Source organism: Cutibacterium namnetense, assembly GCF_001642025.1.
GTDB classification, from domain to species: domain Bacteria; phylum Actinomycetota; class Actinomycetes; order Propionibacteriales; family Propionibacteriaceae; genus Cutibacterium; species Cutibacterium namnetense.
Genome location: NZ_LWHO01000001.1, coordinates 318,127 through 337,021 on the forward strand (window position 1 = coordinate 318,127; position 18,895 = coordinate 337,021).

At 60.0% G+C, this 18,895-nt stretch carries 12 protein-coding genes, 1 tRNA gene, 1 other RNA gene and 2 pseudogenes; 10 read left to right on the forward strand and 6 right to left on the reverse strand.

What is annotated here, in order from left to right; all coding sequences use genetic code 11:
* Positions 1–105: 105 nt before the first annotated feature.
* Together A5483_RS12315 and A5483_RS01270 are read left to right on the forward strand one after the other, a co-directional pair.
* Positions 106–798, forward strand: a pseudogene (locus A5483_RS12315) (serine/threonine-protein kinase); the annotation flags it as partial.
* A gap of 411 nt (positions 799–1,209) precedes the next feature.
* Complete coding sequence (locus A5483_RS01270) at positions 1,210–2,070, forward strand: LppM family (lipo)protein (RefSeq protein ID WP_417033712.1); 861 nt, start codon at positions 1,210–1,212, stop codon at positions 2,068–2,070.
* 239 nt (positions 2,071–2,309) lie between these two features.
* Here the strand turns inward: A5483_RS01270 and A5483_RS01275 are convergent, their stop codons facing one another.
* The 6 genes and pseudogenes from A5483_RS01275 to A5483_RS01295 all read right to left on the reverse strand — a co-directional run bounded on the left by A5483_RS01275 (position 2,310) and on the right by A5483_RS01295 (position 10,337).
* Positions 2,310–2,756, reverse strand: a complete 447-nt coding sequence (locus A5483_RS01275; RefSeq protein WP_063810786.1) for a hypothetical protein — start codon at positions 2,754–2,756, stop codon at positions 2,310–2,312.
* Positions 2,738–3,529 (reverse strand): annotated as a pseudogene (locus tag A5483_RS12210) (hypothetical protein); the annotation flags it as partial. The pseudogene A5483_RS12210 and the gene A5483_RS01275, both read right to left, overlap by 19 nt.
* A gap of 54 nt (positions 3,530–3,583) precedes the next feature.
* Complete coding sequence (locus A5483_RS12090; RefSeq protein WP_082863957.1) at positions 3,584–4,030, reverse strand: hypothetical protein; 447 nt, start codon at positions 4,028–4,030, stop codon at positions 3,584–3,586.
* Positions 4,012–9,663, reverse strand: a complete 5,652-nt coding sequence (locus A5483_RS11070) for a DUF6531 domain-containing protein (RefSeq protein ID WP_082863958.1) — start codon at positions 9,661–9,663, stop codon at positions 4,012–4,014. Before A5483_RS11070 ends, A5483_RS12090 begins: the two co-directional genes overlap by 19 nt.
* 146 nt (positions 9,664–9,809) lie before the next feature.
* Positions 9,810–9,894: transfer RNA gene (locus A5483_RS01290), tRNA-Ser, on the reverse strand.
* 77 nt (positions 9,895–9,971) lie between these two features.
* Entirely contained in the window at positions 9,972–10,337 is a 366-nt protein-coding gene (locus A5483_RS01295; protein WP_002549519.1) for an RNA-binding S4 domain-containing protein, read from the reverse strand.
* Between the two features lie 127 nt (positions 10,338–10,464).
* Between A5483_RS01295 and ffs the strand changes: the two genes are divergently transcribed.
* The 8 genes from ffs to A5483_RS01335 all read left to right on the forward strand — a co-directional run bounded on the left by ffs (position 10,465) and on the right by A5483_RS01335 (position 18,892).
* Positions 10,465–10,561: signal recognition particle sRNA small type (gene ffs / locus A5483_RS01300), an RNA gene on the forward strand.
* A gap of 33 nt (positions 10,562–10,594) precedes the next feature.
* Entirely contained in the window at positions 10,595–10,972 is a 378-nt protein-coding gene (locus A5483_RS01305) for a hypothetical protein (protein ID WP_042842902.1), read from the forward strand.
* Positions 10,973–11,066: 94 nt separating this feature from the next.
* Positions 11,067–13,712: a DNA polymerase III subunit gamma and tau gene (locus A5483_RS01310; protein ID WP_241497666.1), complete on the forward strand. Its 2,646-nt coding sequence runs from the start codon at positions 11,067–11,069 to the stop codon at positions 13,710–13,712.
* A gap of 113 nt (positions 13,713–13,825) precedes the next feature.
* A complete protein-coding gene (locus tag A5483_RS01315; RefSeq protein WP_002549599.1) occupies positions 13,826–14,149 on the forward strand; it encodes a YbaB/EbfC family nucleoid-associated protein in 324 nt (107 codons plus the stop codon).
* A 30-nt stretch (positions 14,150–14,179) separates the two neighbouring features.
* Positions 14,180–14,785 (forward strand): recombination mediator RecR, encoded by a 606-nt coding sequence (recR, locus tag A5483_RS01320; protein ID WP_063810788.1) that lies wholly within the window; start codon positions 14,180–14,182, stop codon positions 14,783–14,785.
* A gap of 107 nt (positions 14,786–14,892) precedes the next feature.
* Complete coding sequence (locus A5483_RS01325) at positions 14,893–15,468, forward strand: PadR family transcriptional regulator (protein WP_002549486.1); 576 nt, start codon at positions 14,893–14,895, stop codon at positions 15,466–15,468.
* A gap of 5 nt (positions 15,469–15,473) precedes the next feature.
* Positions 15,474–16,250: an ABC transporter ATP-binding protein gene (locus tag A5483_RS01330; RefSeq protein ID WP_002549617.1), complete on the forward strand. Its 777-nt coding sequence runs from the start codon at positions 15,474–15,476 to the stop codon at positions 16,248–16,250.
* Positions 16,250–18,892 carry an ABC transporter permease gene (locus A5483_RS01335; protein ID WP_063810942.1) on the forward strand — a complete coding sequence of 881 codons (2,643 nt, stop codon included), beginning with the start codon at positions 16,250–16,252 and terminating at the stop codon, positions 18,890–18,892. The genes A5483_RS01330 and A5483_RS01335 overlap by 1 nt, the downstream gene beginning before the upstream one ends.
* Positions 18,893–18,895: the final 3 nt, after the last annotated feature.

Genomic DNA, 18,895 nt, shown 5'->3' on the forward strand with positions numbered 1-18,895 from the left:
GGAGGAGCCAGGAAGGAGGAGCCGAAGGCCGTTGACGGCCTTAGCGCCTCGGTACCGATCCAGACGTATCCCTCGGGACTTAGCGTTGGACGTTCAGTGACGATTACCAGGGGCACGCTGAAGTACGCCCTCACCTATCACACCATCAAGCAGCCCCTCAGCGGAGACGTGCTCGAGGTGATCAAGTCGGCCAGCTCCTGCCCTGACGTCACGTGGGATGATACCGCCGAGGTTGTGCCACACAGCCCGGCGCTCACCTCGATCGACGCCAGGTGTGGGTGGACGATCTCCCTGAAGGCCCTCTCACAGCAAGAGCCGGTGACCGTCACGGCGACATTCCCAGCTAAGGAAGCGGCGGTCAGCAACCAGGCAAACCTGCAGACTTGGCTGCAAAATCAGCAGCAAGCTACCGACAAGGCACTGAACAATGACGCTGCGACCTCGACGGCGTACTCCCTGCAACGGTTGCAGGCGATGCGCATCAAGGTGCCTTCTCGGGTGAGGGAGGGGGCGGCGATCCCCGTGACGATCCTGGGCACTTGGCCGGGCGGAGAGAACGAGATGACGCCGATCTACACCACGCCTTTCAACTCAAATCCGACGAGCATCCTCACCGACATCACAGGAGGCAAGTTGGAGAACGTTCGGCTCACGGATCGTTGTTCGGGCGCAGTGTCCATCACTCCAAACGGCCACGACGTGAGTGCTCTGCATCCGGCTTCGTGCAGCATCGGTGCAGAGATCGGGAATTATCAGGTGCAGGAGAGCCCGATCACCATTGTTGCTGGTGGATCGTGACGAGGCCGGCCGAAACATGAAGTTTGTGGTTTTTGGGAAGGGTTCCCACGGGCATCGTTGTTGGTATTGATCTGAGAAGCCGTGGTGATTGTGGGAAGCTGGCCGAACCTGATTCCGTAGCGGCTGGGGGGATTGCGGCCAAAATGTGACGCAAGTCCGTGCGAGGCTCTGTGCGGTATCTTGAATTGTGCTATATCGAGGAATTCTCCTTGACTGCCGGTTGGTATATCCCCGTGCAGCCGAGAAACTGAGTCATCGCCACTTCGCACGTCATGAGACTGCCATGACTGATGCCGGCTGCTCGCCAGGTTGAGCCGTGAGCGCCACGCTCAAACCTGAAGGCACAGGTCTCCCGTTCATGATTTAATATGGGCTATGTTCAATCTGCCGCGCCCGGTGAGGTGCTGTTTGGTGGTTCTGCTTGCTCCTGTTGTCATGGGTGCCGCGAAATTCAACTATGGCATGGAGATTAGAGATGAGGATCACGTCCGCTCCACGTTCGTTTACGGTGTCTCTAGAGCAGATCTAGAGGAGGCAGGGAAGAAACTCTCAGATTTCTCCGATTGCGACAAGACGTTCGATGTGTCTGCCTCCGACAAGCAACACGGCGTAAAAGCTGAGTTCGTCGAGGACAAGGAATACGTTGGCTGCAAATTCACGATGACCACCACTGCAGATGACGCGCGGGGCGCTGGATTGGGATTGACTTTTGATGCGGACAAGGTGTCACTGTCCATTGGTAAGAAATTTTTCGAGGATGCTCGGCTTGATAAAATCGAGGTAGGTGACTTTAAAGTCTCGGTAACGTTCCCTGGTAAGGTGATTAGCCACTCGGGTTCAAGCAGTGTTGACGGCAATACTGTCACGTGGACTGATATCAAGGACTCTACATCGGGGTTGAAGGCAGTGAGCGAGCGACCTACCGGTGCGGCGGCGGGTTCGTCTTTCTGGAGGGGCTACGGGAGGCATGGCATCAGAGGGGGCCTCATTGGCCTCATCGTGGGTGTTGCCTCCTACTTTGGTAACAAGAGACGTGCGAAGAGGATGCGAGCGAAGTCTGGCGGAGCTCCCGCGACCACTCAGCACCCGGGATATGGGCAACCGCAGCCCCAAGAATGGCAGGCTCCGGGCCAGGACGGTCACCAGTATGGGGAATCGATGAGCTCCGGGGGTAACCAACCTTATATGCAGGATGGTCGTTACATCGGAGACCCGTGGAGTGCAAATTCGACGAACACTTCAGGGTTTAACGAGAAACCCAATTCAAGATAGGTGTGCACCCGGGGCGGTGCTCGCCCCGGTGTGGTCTGTGGTAATTCCCTGTGATGAATCGTTGAGTTGTGTCGGCTTCTATGCCGCAGGTGAGTAGGGTTCGGGTTTGTCCACCAGTGATAGCGGATCTAACAAGGTATTCTCTGCGTAGCTGACATGCCCTGTTGTGATTTTCTGGTGGATCTTGCGTTTCCCCGGCTTGCGAACCTTCCTTTTGCTGTTTGATGTTTGGTTTACTGTTAGCGTAGCCACGTTTTGGGGACGATATGGTGCCACCACTTGGGTACGACGGGTTCGTGGCTGAAGGCCCACGACCAAGCATTAAGGATAGAGCGATTCGTGCAGTCGAATATGTCAACATAGTCTGATCCAATTATCCTGCTTGCGTCATCCGCATCATTTATGCAGGTGTAGGATATGGCCTCAGCGCTGTATATGCGCACAAGTTCTACTGACTGTATTGCGTAAATCGGTTTTTGGATACTTAAGAGGAATGGCTCGACCATCTGAATTTTCAGATGCGTACCCGGAATGTAGTCGTATTTGGATGGCGTAAATGACAGATCTCCTGGCCTGCCGATGCATTCAGAACCGACGTAAATTTCGGACCATTTTCCTATAACGATCGGTCCGATTTCCGAAAGGCTAATGATTCTGGACGGTGCTTCTATTTCTTCGGTTTCCATTGATTTTTCACCTGTTCGTCGATGATAAGTATCTGGTTTCCGCCTCCGGGTAACTGGCCCAAGGTGTCTGACCCTTTAATAGCCTTCACGGGTTGCACTCCGGCTGCACCTTCGTAGAACGGCGCGAATTGTGGTATCTCGTATTCGGAGATGTGATTGGCCTTGTTGCCCCATTGCGGGGCAAGTGCTAGGTCGAGTTGGGTTTGGAGGGGTCCTGCTGGTCGTGTCCGGGACACGTAGCTGCCTGCCTCGTAGTCTGGGTCACTCCAGCTACGGTAGGTTGTGATGGGTTTTATGGCGATCTTACTTTTGAATGTGGCTCCACGGAATGATGTTGCCTGATTTAGGTTTAACTGGCCATTTCTGTGGTATCGTGCGAGAAAGGTTGTTGGCTCTTTCCTAACTCCAAGGGTTGTGTTATGGGGTCCGAAGTGTCCGGTGGGTATTGAGTCTGGGAGTGTGTCGTATGCTTTTCCTCCCATCTTGGCGGTGATGCCTCCGAAGGCGGCACCGCTGAGTGTTTCTCCGCCTACTTGCTCTAGGTAGGTTTCGGCATTGTGGGGCCCGGGTGATGTTATCCAGTGGTAGTTGCCCATCACGTAGCCTTGGGTCGTGCCGGCTTCTATCCCGCGGGAGAGGAGAGTTTGAGTTCCGGGACCTGCGATTTTGCCGGATATGGGGCCTGCGATGGGTTCCAGGACTCCCGATAAGACAGCCTCTCCGTAGTCGACGTGGCCGTGTGTAATCTGCTGGAAAACCATTTCACTTTCGGCGTTACCAATCCAGTGAGAGAGCAGCACTGTTTCATTGAGCGTGTCGACTATATGCTAATAAAGCCATTTATCAGGAATGAGGTGGTGCCACCAACTAGGCTCTATAGGCTCATGACTGAACGCCCACGACCAGCCATTAAAGAGGCTCCGCTTTGTATAATCCCCTATGTCCACGTAGTGGATTCCTGTTATTTCGCTTCTCTTGTGTCCTTCATGCATGGCGTAGTGGGATATAGGACCAGCGGCGTAGACCCGCACGAACCAAACGGCTTGTATTGCGTATTGCGGTTTTTTTATATCTAGAATAAATGGCTCCGACATCGTTATCGTAAGTCGAGTGTTTGGAATATAGTCATACTTGATTGGAGAGAAAAACAGGTCTCCTGGCTTTCCTATGCATCCGGTGTCCAGATTTATCTGTGTCAAGCTGTTTATAATAATGGGTCCTACTTGGGATATATCGATTTCTCGAAAGGGACGTTCTACTTCTTGGATTTCCATCGGTCTAGTACCTGCTTGTCGGTGATGAGTATTTGGTTTCCGCCTCCGGGCAATTGGCCTAAGGTGTCTGAGTCTTCGATGGCTTTGACGGGTTGCACTCCGGCTGCACCTTCGTAGAATGGCGCGAATTGTGGTATCTCGTATTCGGAGATGTGATTTGCCTTGTTGCCCCATTGTGGGGCCAGTGCTAGGTCGAGTTGGGTTTGGAGGGGTCCCGCTGGTCGTGTCCGGGACACGTAGCCGCCGACCTCGTAGTCTGGGTCACTCCAGCTACGGTAGGTTGTGATGGGTTTTATGGCGATTTTGCTTTTGAATGTGGCTCCACGGAATGAGGTTGCCTGTCCGAAGTCCAGTTTGCCGTTTCTTTGGTATTTTCGAATGAACGTCTCGGGCTGTTTACCAACGCGGAGTATCGTGTTATGGGGTCCAAAATGTCCGGTGGGTATTGAGTCTGGGAGTGTGTCGTATGCTTTTCCTCCCATCTTGGCGGTGATGCCTCCGAAGGCGGCGCCGCTGAGTGTTTCTCCGCCTACTTGCTCTAGGTAGGTTTCGGCATTGTGGGGCCCGGGTGATGTTATCCAGTGGTAGTTGCCCATCACGTAGCCTTGGGTCGTGCCGGCTTCTATCCCGCGGGTGAGGAGAGTCCGAGTTCCGAGACCTGCGATTTCGCTGAGTCCCGAGCCTCCCGTAGGTGCCAACGCTCCCGACAAGGCAACCTCCCCATAGTCGACATGGCCGCGTACGACTTGCTGGAAAACCATGTCGCCTCCGGCGCCGATCAGCATCGCCCCGGGCACCTCAGCCCCAAAACACATCAGGACTCCTCCGAGGGCGGCTAGACTAACACCCCCGAGAGTCTCCCACGAGAACACGTTGCGGATGTGGCGGTCCCACAGGTTTCGGGTATCGATAGTGCCAGCGAATTGGCGCATCTGGGCATCAGTGACGGGTCTGAGACCGAGCGGGTCTGCCAGGGCGAGCGGATTGGTGGCGTATCCGTAGCTGGCGGCCTCCCACAAGGATCCTGGTGGCGCCGCAAGCGGGTCAATGGTCAGGAAACTCGCCGTGGCGGAGTCATAAACGCGCGCTCCCATCCATGCCAAACCAGCTACACCAAGATGACCTCCCGTCATACTGATGCCCGCCGTCAGGTGTTCCTGGATCAACGTATACGGGTCGAGGGGATCGGTGGCTGGGCGACGCCACGGCTCATCCTGATCGCTGTCTGCGCTCACTGGTGTCAGAACACTGCCGTCGGGAAGTGGCAGTGCTGGTATGCCGCCAACCTGGACTAGCTGAGGTTCACCGGTCGCAAGATCCCACGCAATCGGGGTTCGTCCGGCAGGACCGGACACGTCGGTCAGGCATCCGAAAGCGTCGACATGTGTGGCAAATTCCTGTGAGCGACCTGCTCGGAAAGTCATCACTCCCGCCAGCCAGCCCCGTGAATCCCACCTGAACTCCTCGCGCATCCCAGCCGAGGATGCAGCCTCGATTCGTCGGCCGCATGGGTCGTATCGGTAGTGCGTCTCTACTGTGCTGTCACCAGGCCCCAATTGCGTCACCGTGCTGACGAGTTCGCCGGCGAGGTCGTAGTTGTAGTGACAGGTTTGACTGGTGCCGGCGTCCTGACACGTCGTGGTGACGAGCCGTCCCGCCGTGTCATAAACCCATCGGCGGCTCGATCCATCAAGGCCGTCGGCGGACGTGAGCGAGCCGGAATCGTCATACCCGTACCGGAAATCCCCGTATGGTGCGCTCACCCGGAGTACTCGGCCCATCTCGTCGCGACTGATGGTCGTGGACCCGCGGGAGGAGGTGTGGCTAGTGACGAAACCACCAGTATACCCCCACTGCTGTTGATCCAGAGGAGTGCCTAGCTTCGCGAGACGACCGACCGCGTCCCATTCCAAGCTCACCTCACCCAATCGAGAGTGGCGAATCGACCCCAATACACCGGTGTTGGTGTATGCGTAATCGATAGAATCACCAGTCAACGTGAGATGACGTACCCGACGCCCCTCGGCGTCGTACCACCACTGTTCGGACGAGGTGAGTGGCCCCTCGTCCACAATCGATTCGTCTCCCGGCACGGGGACGACGCTGTGGGTCAACAGCAGCCCACGAGGGTCGTACCCCAACAGGTGGCGCGACGGGAAAGCAGGATCGGTGTAGTCATCAATAGTGACCGTGCGGGTGGTCGGCGTGATGAGGATACGACTGACCAGCTGGTCATCAATGTATTCCTCGACGCCCTTAGGGCCGAGACGACGGCTGACAACCGTGCCATCCGGGCGGGTGATGGCGGCCAGGGCTCCGGACTTGTCCCAGGTATATTCGGTAATTCGCCCCAGTGGGTCGGTGGCGGCGATTATCTGCCCACACTCGTCATACCGATACGTGGTGAGGCCACCACCCGGATCGGTGCGGGTGACGAGTCGGCCACACCGGTCGTAGCCGTACTGCGAGACGCCACCAGCCGAGTTAGTCGCTGCCACCAGTTGGCCAGCAAGGTCGTAACTGAAATGACGCTGTCCATACACTAGATCGCAACTGAACACGAGTCTGCCGCATGGGTCATATCGGTACTGGCTCACTCCAGCGCCAGGAACATGACTGAGCACAACACGTCCCATGGCGTCATACTCGTAGCGCGCGGTCTCGCCAGTTGGATCAGTTACTGTCGCCACCTGGAAATCTGAGGTGTAGGAATAGCGCGTCACGCGGCCTGCGGGATCGGTGACATCAACCATCCTCCCACACGCGTCATAGCTGTAACTCGTGCGCAGCCCGGTGGGGCTGACGAGGGCCACAATGCGGCCCGCTAGATCGCGCTCCACATGGGTCACCGCGCCAGACTCGTCCTGAAACTCAACCGGTCGGCCACACAAATCACGAGCGACGATCTGCTGGGCGCTAGTGACATCGGTGACGGCAGTAGTAAGACCGTAGGGATCGGCATCGACGCGGTGGAGTTGGTGCCCGTGACTATCCGAGGCGGTGCTGGCAGTGAGACCGTCAATAAAGACCCTGGCGAAACCGGCTGGATCAGTGACGCCGGAAAGATTGCCATCAACGTCATAGGCATACGTCCACCTGGCCTCGTCCGGTGCCACCACCTGCGTCAACCGCGATAGCGCGTCATGGATGAAGCTCCAAGCGCTGCCGTCGGGGAGCTGCATGCCCGCCAGGTTCCCCAAGTGGTCGTAGGAGTGTTCAATGACGCGCCCGAGAGGATCAATGACCCTGGAGATCTGACCGTCTGGGTGATACTCCCACTTTGTGACCCCACTATCGGGGGCAACCAACTCGATCAGATGACCGGCCACATCATAACGATGCTCCCATGTCGCGCCATCCGGTGTGACCACGGCAGCCAGGCGGCCAGCATCGTCGTAGCTGAACCGCGTCGTGGCACCACCCGGCGAGATCGTTTCGACGATCCGTCCCGCCTCGTCACGGATGAGGCGGGAAGCCTCCCCATGGGCATCCTCGACGCGCACCAATTCTGCATGATGGTCATAGGAAAACCTCAGGCTCACCCCGACAGGATTCGTGGCGCGCAGAAGCAATCCATCCTTCCACTCCGCAGCGGTCACGCCACCGCACGGATCCGTGACGCGCACTGGATCACGCTCGGTGCCGTCATACTCGAAGGTGGTCTGGGCACCATTGGCCAGGGTTGTGCTCACAAGCCGGTCCAGATCATCCCACGAACAGTCGATCATGCCCCCAGTAGGAAGGCCCGTGTGCGTCAGTCGCCCCCGCTGGTCATAGCGGTGTGAGGTGACGTTTCCAGCCCGATCGACACAACGCACCATATTGCCGAAGGAATCGTAGGCCATCGAAACCTGGCCACCATGGGCGTCGACCACACCCGTGGTGCGACCGTGAGCATCACATATCCAGGTATTGGCATTGGTGCCATCCGCATCGCTGGCGGCGGTGACGCCCCCAGGCAGATACCTGAAACGGATAGTACGACCGTTAGCGGCTTGTTGGGACGTGATCCGGCCCCGGTCGTCGTAGCTGTTGATGCACTCCGCGTTGCCACATGCATCCACCACGGTCGTGATGAGCGTGTCATCCCACTCGTAACGCCGTGAACCGTCGGGCCTGACCACCTGTACGAGTCGCTCTTGGTCGTCGTAGGAGTACCGGCAGCGACGGCCATCACTGGAAACAGCCGACATCACTTTGGTGCCGTCATACGACACCGAGATCCTGTAGCCCCACGACGTTTCCATCGCGGTCACGCGATCGCCTTCCCGCACGGTATGCACGACGTCTCTTTGCGAAGATCCGCTGCACACCCATGCGCCACCTTCAGTGAAAACCCATCGACCTCCCCGGTTGTCCGAGATCACCCACACCCATTGTGATGTGGCCGGATCGCGAAGGAACTCCGGAAGTTGGGAAGCAGAGACCCGACTGAGCCACAGATTCTCACCCTGAGCTCGCCACTGTTCGACAGGCTTTTCGTCTTCCTCTGCCGGATTGGGTAGCTGATTGGTCGTCGGTAGGACTGCTGTCGGTGCAGCCTCCACCGCGAAGACGATATGCCTGCCATCCTCACGCACCCACTCGACGCACCCCGGCTTGACGAGCAGGCACTGGTCAAGGATGCTGGCCCACCCCGGGCCGAAAACCCCACCCTGTCCCCGAACAGCCTGGATAGAGTTGTACATCCTGCTGAGGGCGAGGGGGGATGACGCTGCCGCGAAGGCCAGATCGGTCTCGGGCTCGATGAAATTCCCGGTTGCCGAGTTAATGGGATCCTCAAGGTACCCAGTGCGCGGATCAATACCCGACAGCCCCGGGGATGTGATGTCGAGATCGGTACGCCACAAAGGGGTTCCAGCAGCTCTCAAGGCGGCTCGCAGGGCAGAGTTAGGCAAAGTAATAACACCAGAGCCAGCAGCTTGAAACGCCTTGGCTACCGCGTGCAACCACTCGACGTCTCCGTCATTGAGGCCCCGCCACCGATCCAGCTGCACGAACAGATCCCCGACCTCCACGGTGCCGTACTTGCACTGGGAGGTGAAGTCGTCGAACCAGCCCGCCAGGACTGATCCCGAGGGTACCTGTGCTGCGGCTTCCCCCAACACCTGTGCGGCACTGGTGAGATCCTTGGGGTCCGCCGCAGATACTCCACCCGATGAGCCTCGGATCGACCGATCTTGCTGACGCTGGCGTGTCAAAGGCAGGCGGAGCAACTGGGGCGGCGGAGGCTCGGCGGGCGTGAGATTGGGCGGGACATCCACACCTGTGAAGAAATCCCGCACATGATCGCCAAAATCGTCATGCTGCGCCGCGAAGTCGCGGACCTTTTGTCGTCGCTCGTTCTCGAGTCGAGCCTGCTCGGTAAGATAGTCCACTATGTCAGCGGCGGCAGTCAATGCCTCCGACAACGCCTCGGCATCCGCCGAGCACACCTGCATGTTCTGCGCGAAGACAGTCGCGAAGAAACCTCGGAATTCTCTTGCAGCAATGGATTCGACACGAGGTGTACGCGCGTGGAAGATATTTATCCGCTGTGAAGTCCACCGTAGCTGGGACGAGAACCCCTCGGCGGTTGAGAAGTTGAATTCCACCGGATTCTGATAGTCGCCGAAAATACTGAAATCGACCACGTCATGATCCTTGCTGATCCGAAAAGTCCTTTAGCTGATGGCGAAAGATTACCACCAGCCAAGACGAGCAGGCCGTGCGCACGCCCATCGCACCAACCCGAAACAAAACGAGCCCGCCCCTGGCGAACCGAGGGACGGGCTAACCGCGGAGGATACGAGATTCGAACTCGTGAGGGCGTGAACCCAACCCGCTTTCCAAGCGAGCGCCATAGGCCTCTAGGCGAATCCTCCGCCGAGTAAGATACATGGGTTCGGCGCGCGGCGCCAATTTGCCTGCGGGTTGTGCTCCGGGACCCGACGATGGACTCTTAGTAATGGGAGTCCCGACCACGGAGCCGATCGATCTCGCGACGGTCCTTCTTGGTCGGTCGTCCAGCCCCACGGTCGCGGCGAGCAAGGGGAGCCGACAGATAGGCGGGTCGGGGAGCCGACAGGTCCTCGTAGGCCTCGACCGCGAGTTTGGCGCCGACCCGCTTGGCGATTGGGTTGACAACCTTGAGAACCCGGTCCCATCCCGGGGTGTGAATGGTGACGGTATCGCCGGGTTTTACGTCGTGGGAGGGCTTGACTGGATCCCCATTGAGGCGAATATGGCCGCCTTTGACGGCGTCGGTGGCCAACGATCGGGACTTGTAAGCGCGCACCGACCATAGCCACACGTCGATCCTCGTCATCATGCCTCCCTTGCTGTGGAAAACGTGTCAGCAATGCTATGGCGAGCCACGCGTTGTTGCAGCCGATGATGATGCGCGCAGCATTACCACGGGTTGTTCCCTGGATAGGGCGTCGGTTAGAGTGGGACTCGGTTCCCCGTGCGGCGGCACCTGACTGAACTCCCCCAGGACCGAGAGGTAGCAAGGGTAGGTTGGCTCTACCGGGTGCGCGGGGAGCCCTTTTTGTGTCCACGGCATGCCCCATGAGGTTTTGATCAATGCCCGGGAGGAGGGCCGTTATGGACGATCAGCGACGCATCATCACGACCGACCGGGCCGGGTCCATTTGGGCAGGTATCACCTGGTGTTCGCTGCTGTTATTTATTGTTTCCGGCATCATCGGGATGATGGCCCAGACGATGTTGCCGGCCAATCTCGGTTACCCTCAGCTTCACGACAGCGGAGTACCGGTGTGGCTGACCTGGACGGTCGTCAGCCTCGACGTTGTGGCCTTCTTCATTCCTCCGCTCGTGACTACCTCGTGTGGTCGTAAAGCTAAGCGGCTTGGCCACCCGGTGCGCTCTGCGGTCCAGGTCGCATGGGCCACCTTCGCCGTTGTGACGGTAATCAGCTTCTTGCTGGTCTTCTTTGGCTGAGGATGTTCTGCGCACTGCTCGTAGGGCAGATGGGACTGTGTCGTGGTTCTCAACTAGGGTGTTTCCTGTGAATGAGAGGGTACCTGAGCCGGGTATGGAGGACGACGCTGTCGAGCGGGTTCAGGAGCTAACCGTGGGAGGTATCTCCGATGACGACCTTCCAGAGCCTCCATTGGCCCTCTACCGGCGTTACCGTCCGGAGACCTTCGATGAGGTTATTGGCGAGGATCACGTCATTGAGCCTCTCAAGCGCGCCATCCTCAATAACCGCGTCAACCACGCCTACCTGTTCTCAGGGCCGCGAGGCTGCGGCAAGACGACGACTGCTCGCATTCTCGCCCGAGCATTGAACTGTGAGCAGGGTCCGACGCCGACTCCCTGCGGAAGATGCCAGTCTTGTCGCGACCTAGCTTGTGGTGGCTCCGGATCGATTGACGTCATCGAGATTGACGCTGCCTCCCACGGCGGGGTCGATGACGCCCGTGACCTTCGAGAACGCGCCTTTTTCGCGCCAGTACACTCGCGCTACAAGATCTACATCATCGACGAGGCCCACATGGTCACCCCGCAGGGCTTTAACGCCTTGCTGAAACTCGTCGAGGAGCCCCCGCCACACGTCAAGTTCATCTTTGCGACCACAGAACCGGAAAAGGTCATCGGCACGATTCGCTCCCGGACCCACCACTACCCGTTCCGGCTTGTGCCCCCGAAAGTACTCGTCGATTATTTGGCTGAGCTATGCGGCAAGGAGAAGATTGACGTCGACCACGCGGTCCTACCGCTGGTGGTGCGTGCCGGTGGTGGGTCAGTGCGAGACAGCCTTTCGGTGCTCGACCAGCTTCTCGGCGGTGCCGCTGATGGTCACGTCAGCTACGAGCAGGCAGCAGCCCTACTCGGTTACACCCCGGACGCTCTCCTTGACGAGACCGTCGACGCTTTCGCTGCCGGTGATGCCCACCAGGTCTTTGCCACGATCGACAAGGTCATTGAGGTGGGTCAGGATCCTCGCCGTTTCGCTGAGGACCTGCTGCGCCGGATGCGCGATCTCGTCATCATTTCGGCGGTTCCTGATGCTTGCCGGACTGGACTCATCGACGTCTCTCCGGAGCAGGCCACCCGACTTACTCATCAGGTGGCCGGTTTCGGTGCCGGTGAGCTCACGCGCGCTGCCGAGATATTGGCCACTGGACTGACCAATATGCGTGGCACTACCGCTCCCAGGCTTCACCTGGAGCTGATGTGCTCACGGATTCTCCTACCCGGAGCCGACACGGACGGTAGCGGCATCCATGCACGTTTGGAACGGTTAGAGAGGAGAATCGGGGCCGCTGGCCCCGTCGACGAGGCTGAACTTGCCGAACCTCCGGTTGCCCAGCCCCCCTCTCGTTACACGGACAAGCCACAGCAATCTGATTCTCCTCAGCACTGGCCAAACGAGAGCGCCTCAGCGCCAGAGCATCCATCCGCACAGGTACGCCACGACGCCGGGCCGGCCGGGCAGCGTCCATCCGGGCGTCCGCGCCCTAGTCGTAAGGATTACCGGCCCGGTAACCAACCTGCTGGACAACCGCCGTCTGCCCAGAACTATCCCGGCGAGCACGCCCAGATGCCACCGGGGCCAGGCCAGTACGGTGGCCCGTCGACTAGTCAACGCCAGCAGCCCAACCCCTATGACTACCAGCCGTCCCGGCGAGATCATCCGGGCTCGTCACCGGCTCAACCCCAGCAGCCCTCCGCTGAACAAGGCGGTCGCGTTGAGGGAGCCATAGACATCACGACGCTGCGTCGCGAGTGGCCGCAGGTCCTCGAAGCTGTCAAGGATGGCGGACGTGTCGCGTGGATGGTCCTCAACAACTACGCCCAAGTGCTCGAGGTTCACGGGAATCAGGCCACCTTGGGATTCTCCAACCCTGGGGCCCGGGAACGTTTCGCCACCGGTAACTACCCAAAGGTCCTGCACGACGCGGTCGTGAAGGTGCTGGGGGTGGACCTGGCTTTCACCGCAGTGATTGGGGAACCCCCGGCCGCCGTTCGGCCCGAGGACCGTCGTGTTGAGCCTCATAGCGAGCCGGCTGCTCAGGAACCACCGACTAACGACCCGTGGGCTCAAGGTCCACACGATCAAGGACCCACTCGGGGCGACGGTCAACCGGGCCCTGCCCGTCCCAGCGGGACACCCCAGGGCCGACCGGATGATCGTCAGCCGGGTTCCGTCGGTGCCTCAGACGATGCGCCCGACTCGCCGGTGGCCAGTTCCCACCCCAGCGAAGCGGGGGATGATGATTCCGTCCCTGATGCCACGACTGAGGACCAGCGCGGAGATGTTCGCGATGAGGTCGTCGAATCGGGACCGGTAGCTGGCGCTCCAGATCCGAACAGCGGTGCGGTTGCCGATCCCGAACCTGACCTGGTGCCAGGCGAGGATCACGTCGAGGCTGCTAAGCGCGCCGAGTCCGATGAGGCACCCCAGCAGCCGGACGGCGGCGCATCGTCGCAGGACACCCGCTCCGCTGCGTCGCCTGGGGCTAGTACCGCTCATCGGTGGAGCGAGCGCGCTAAGGAAAGTGTGCGTCCCCTTGAGACCGCTTCGCGACCGGCTCAAGTCGAGGGGCCATCTGACGACGATGGTGAGTGGGACGACACCATCTTGGAAGAGTCCAACGAGAACCCGATCGACCTCATCATGCGCGATTTAGGTGGAGTCATCATCGACACTGACGGTGACACGACCGCTAGATGAATGCGCCGACGGAACGTATCGAACCAAGAACTCGTCCTCGATAGCGGCTACTGTGGGTGGCGACATCAGGCCGCCCCACCGGCGAGGACCAGGGGCCACAATCGGGAGACACTATGACCACTGGAGAATTCGACCTCGGCGGACTCGACATGGGTGCCTTGCTGGCGCAGGCTAAATCCGTCCAGGATCAGCTCGAAGCGGCCCAGAACCAGCTCACCGAGAGCAGCTTCGAGGGCACCGCTGGCGGCGGACTCGTTCGCGCCACTGTCACTGGAACCGGTGAACTCGATGCGCTGATGATCGCGCCCGAGGCCCTCGAAGACACTGACGCCGAGACCCTCGCGGACCTCGTGGTGGCTGCCGTCAAGGACGCTACCGGTCAAGCCCACACCATGCAGCAGTCTCTTATGCCGCAGATGCCCGGCCTGGGGCTGTGAGCTATCCCAGCACGTTAGACAGGAGAATCGATGTACGACGGTCCGCTGCAAGAACTCATCGACGCCCTTTCCCGGCTACCGGGCATCGGGCCGAAGGGTGCGCAGCGGATCGCCTTTCACGTCCTCGACGCTCCCGCCGAGGAGGTCGATGAGCTGGCCGGCTCCCTGCGTGAGGTCAAGGAGAAGGCCAAGTTCTGCAAGGTTTGTTTTAACGTCTCCTCTGATGAGGTGTGCCAGTACTGCCGCGATCCGCGCCGGGACCAGTCGATGATCTGCGTCGTCGAAGAGTCTAAAGATGTCATTGCTGTGGAGCGCACCCGGCAGTTCCGCGGCCTGTATCACGTTCTTGGCGGAGCGATCTCGCCGCTGGATGGAAAAGGCCCAGCCGATCTCCACATCCGCGAGTTGTGCCAGCGGTTAGCCGACGACACCGTTACCGAGGTGATCTTGGCTACTAACCCGAACCTTGAGGGGGAGGCGACGGCAACATATCTTTCCCGCCTCATTGGGCCCATGGGTGTGACGGTGTCTCGGCTAGCCTCTGGTCTGCCGGTTGGCGGTGACCTGGAATACGCCGACGAGGTCACCTTGGGACGCGCCTTCGAAGGGCGCCTTCATGTGGGGGTCGGCGCCTGATTAGCGCTGTATCGGATTAAATGGTCGAAGATCGGATAAGTGCTTGACTGGCGAATATTGCGTATGCGACCATGAGGTAAGATCGAAGCACTGTACCCGGAGGTCACATGTCCATCAAGTTCGCCATCCTCGCCTTACTGGCTGAGAAGCCTCGCCATGGGTATGAGATCAAAAATGAGTTCGATCAACGTACAAATCACACCTGGCCCTTGAACATTGGGCAAGTCTACACAACGTTGGACCGTCTTGAGCGTGACGGGTTGTGTTACCGCGGCGATGAGACTCCTGATGGCAGGGTCATCGCCACCATCAGCCCAAAGGGTCGCGAGGAAGTGCATCAATGGTTCGCCACCCCGATCGCCCCAACTAACCCGCCACGCAATGAGTTGGCCATCAAGATCGCACTGGCGGCCACCTCGAAGGACATTGACGTTGCTGCCCTCATTCAGGATCAGCGTCGCGCCACCATGCACCAGTTGCAAGAGTGCCGTCAGGCCCGCCGTGGTGTCGCAGAAGACGACCTCGCCGGTCAGCTACTTGTTGACGGAATGATCTTCGTTACCGAGGCGGAGGTCCGTTGGCTCGACCACTGCGAATCCAAGGCGGTACAAGCTTCTCGCGCCCGCTCCCATCAGCCCCTCGAACCAGTGGTCGAGGGTTCTAAGGCCGTCCAGGAAGCCTGAACCGGATGACGCCGACTCCGTCCGCTGACCAGATCACTTCTACGGCGCAGCGCACCGTGTTGTCTCTGGATCATGTGAGTCGTTCCTTCGGTGAGGGCGAACAACGAGTCGACGCCATCACTGACGTCAGCCTGGGCGTCAACCCAGGCACCTTCGCCGCCGTCATGGGGCCGTCGGGATCAGGTAAGTCCACTCTCCTCGGCCTGGCTGGCGGGTTGGACCAGCCCACTTCTGGAACCGTGTCGGTGTGTGGTGAGCCCCTCGGCGGCATGTCCCGCGACGACTTGGCGCGGGTGCGACGCCGGCAGCTCGGTTTTGTTTTCCAGGATTACAACCTCGTGCCCACCCTCACCGCCGTCGAGAATGTGTCTTTGCCACTGGAACTCGACGGGGTGTCGGCCACCCGCGCCCGCAAGGCCGCCGAGGCTGCTCTCGACCGCGTCGGGGTCCCCGAACTAATTGATCGCCACATCGAGAAGATGTCGGGTGGCCAGCGTCAACGGGTAGCCATCGCCCGCGGCATCGTCGGGGACCGTCGTGTCTTGCTGGCTGATGAGCCCACCGGTGCCCTTGACTCGGCTACCGGTGACGAAATCATGGCCCTCATCCGGGCCCTCGCTGACGAGGGAGTCGCCGTGGTCTTGGTGACTCACGAGGCCCGTCACGCGGCGTGGGCTGACCGGGTAATCTTCCTGCGAGACGGCAGGCTCGTCGATGAGTCCCAGGTCGTCAACGATCCTATGGAACTGCTCAACGACACCCTGAAACGTGGCCAGCGGTGATGCCAAGCCGGACAACGCCTGAAACCCCTCCGACTAACACGGTCCGCCTCTCCGGAGACGTCATCGCTCGGGGACGGTCCCACCGTCGTCTCATCAACCGTCTAGCCGTGCGTGACATTGGCAGGCACAAGGTGCGTTCCCTGCTCATCGTGTTACTCATAGCCCTGCCGGTGGCCATCATGTCCGGGCTGGGAGTGCTTCTGCGGGCGGACGGTAGCATCTCCGGAAACCAGCTCGGCGCTAACTATGGTGATGCCGACATGATCATCACCGCGCTGTCGGATTGGAACGGTCACTGTTCCCAGCAGGAGCCGACCGTAGCGCAGTGCGATGATGGCGCCAAGCCAAATGCGCGCCAACGCGCCCAACAACAGGCGGCGCTGGCCAACCTCAAGCTGCCCGGTCACGAACTGCACCCCTTGAGGACTATCCAGGCTAGCGTCTCCTGGCGGCTAGCCACCTTGCAGGCCACGGTCAAGGCGATGGACCTGACGACTATGCATCCCAGCCGCATGGAGCCCCCGCGCGGACCCATGCCCACTGGCGATGACATCTGGGTAGCCGCCGATGATGCGAAGGGCTATGGCTGGTCGACGGGGTCCCGCGTTACCGTCAATGGGCATCAGTACACCGTCACCGGACTGGTCCGGGAAGGATGGTCGGGGCATAGCCCAGTAATCTGGGTGGCCCCGGGTAGCCCGTTGGCTCATGGCGGAGAGCTCAGCTACTACGCCAAAGGTGCATCGCTTACCCAGCAACAGATCAAGAAGCTCAACGCATCGGGGCTGGGGGTCGCCGACCGCTATGCCGAAGAGAACGCAGACCGAAGTGACACCTCCGGCCGGGACATCTTTGCATTGACGCTGACCACCGGGGTGCTGTCGGCTATCGTTGTGGCCACCATCGCAGCGGCAGCATTCGCTATCGGCGCTCGCCAACAGCGGCGGATGCTCGCCCTGCTCGGCATCACCGGGGCAGCTCGACGTGACCTCATGGGCGTGATCATCCATCAGGGACTGTTGTTGGGCCTGACAGGAGCACTGCTTGGGGTAGGACTCGGGGTGGGCCTGGGCAATGGCACGGTGGCCGTCATTCGAAGAGTGGATCCCGCATACTTCACCTACGGGGTCGATTGGGGATATGTCACCGTCGGGTTCGTCGTCGGTCTACTCGCGGCGCTGACCGCCTGTTGGCTCCCGGCCCGTGACGTTGCCCGTCAGGACGCCCTCATTGGGGTCAAACATGCCGAATCTGCGGCGCGGCCCGCGAAACGACCAACGCTAGCGGTCGTCATAGCGGCGATCGGCCTGCTCGTCGGTATCGGTGGCGTCATGTACGGCCTTCGTGGAACGACAGTGCGCCTGAACGTTAGCATCGTCGTCACCATCGTGGTGTTGTACCTGGCTGCCGTCTTCGCCATGCCCTGGGTGGTGGACAAAATTTCGGGACGCAAGTCGTCGCGGCTGCCGATCCGATTCGCGCTGCGCGATCTCAACCGCAATCGAGGAAGGTCAGTGCCAGGGGTTGCCGCTTCCATGGCGATTACCGTGCTGGCATGCGCCGCCGTCACGCTGTGCGACGGTACCGCCATCCATGACAAAGCCGAATACCAACCGGAGTTCGGAGATCAAATCGGGGTTCTCGCTGGCGAACGAGATGACGGGGTCAGGGTCTCCGACGATCGCGTCGCCAAGGAAATCAAACGGGTCACTGCGGTTTTCGGGCCGCACGTGAAATATCTACGCCCGCAGGAGCCGGTGACGTGTAATCAGGATGGAAAGTACTGCACCAGTAGTCTCAGTGCCGCCCCCAAGGCACCCGACGGTGCAGACGAGGTGGGAGCCAGGTCGTCGACGGTGGCCATCGACGACGGGACCCTCTATGAGCTACTCACCGGAGAGAAAGCAGACAGCAGGGTGAAGAAGGCCCTCGATGAGGGAGTCGTGCTGTTCTCGCCCGGTGCCACGTCGGGTTCGCAGGCCACTATCACCAGCAATAACGAACGTTTCAGTACCGAAATCACTGTTCCAGCCATCCATGCTCCCCGCCATGCCCTGGGATACGGTGTGCCCAACCTCGTCAGTCGTAAGACGGCAGCCAAGGCGCTCGGAGTAAGTCCCGACAAGATGAAAATCGAATCCTCGACGGTGTGGCTGCGGCTGCCGCACACTCCGACCGCGAAGGAGGGAGACCGTCTGCAACATTCCCTCATGGACGTCACCGGATCATCCTCGGAGTTCATGTGGGAGGAGGGCTACTCGGATACTTCCGGGAAAGTGATGCGTTGGACGGCGCTGGCGGGCACGCTGCTGGCGTTGTGCGTGGGTGCCGTAATGTTGGCCTTGACCCTGTCCGATTCGAGGGGGTCGCGTACCGCCATCGCGTCGGTAGGGGCGTCGAAGGCGACCCTGAAGCGAATGGTGGCAGCACAGGCCCTCGTGACGACAGGCCTTGGTCAAGTCCTGGGCCTTCTAGTGGGGTTCGTCCCGGTCATCGTCATGACATGGGCCGGATCCGCCGAGCCGGTGCCGATGCCGCTGCCCTGGCTGGCACTCATCGTGTTCGTCCCGCCAGCGTTGCTGGCTTTGGTGACGATGGTCGCCGTACCAGTGCCGCGACCGCGTATGCAGCGACTGGACTGACGC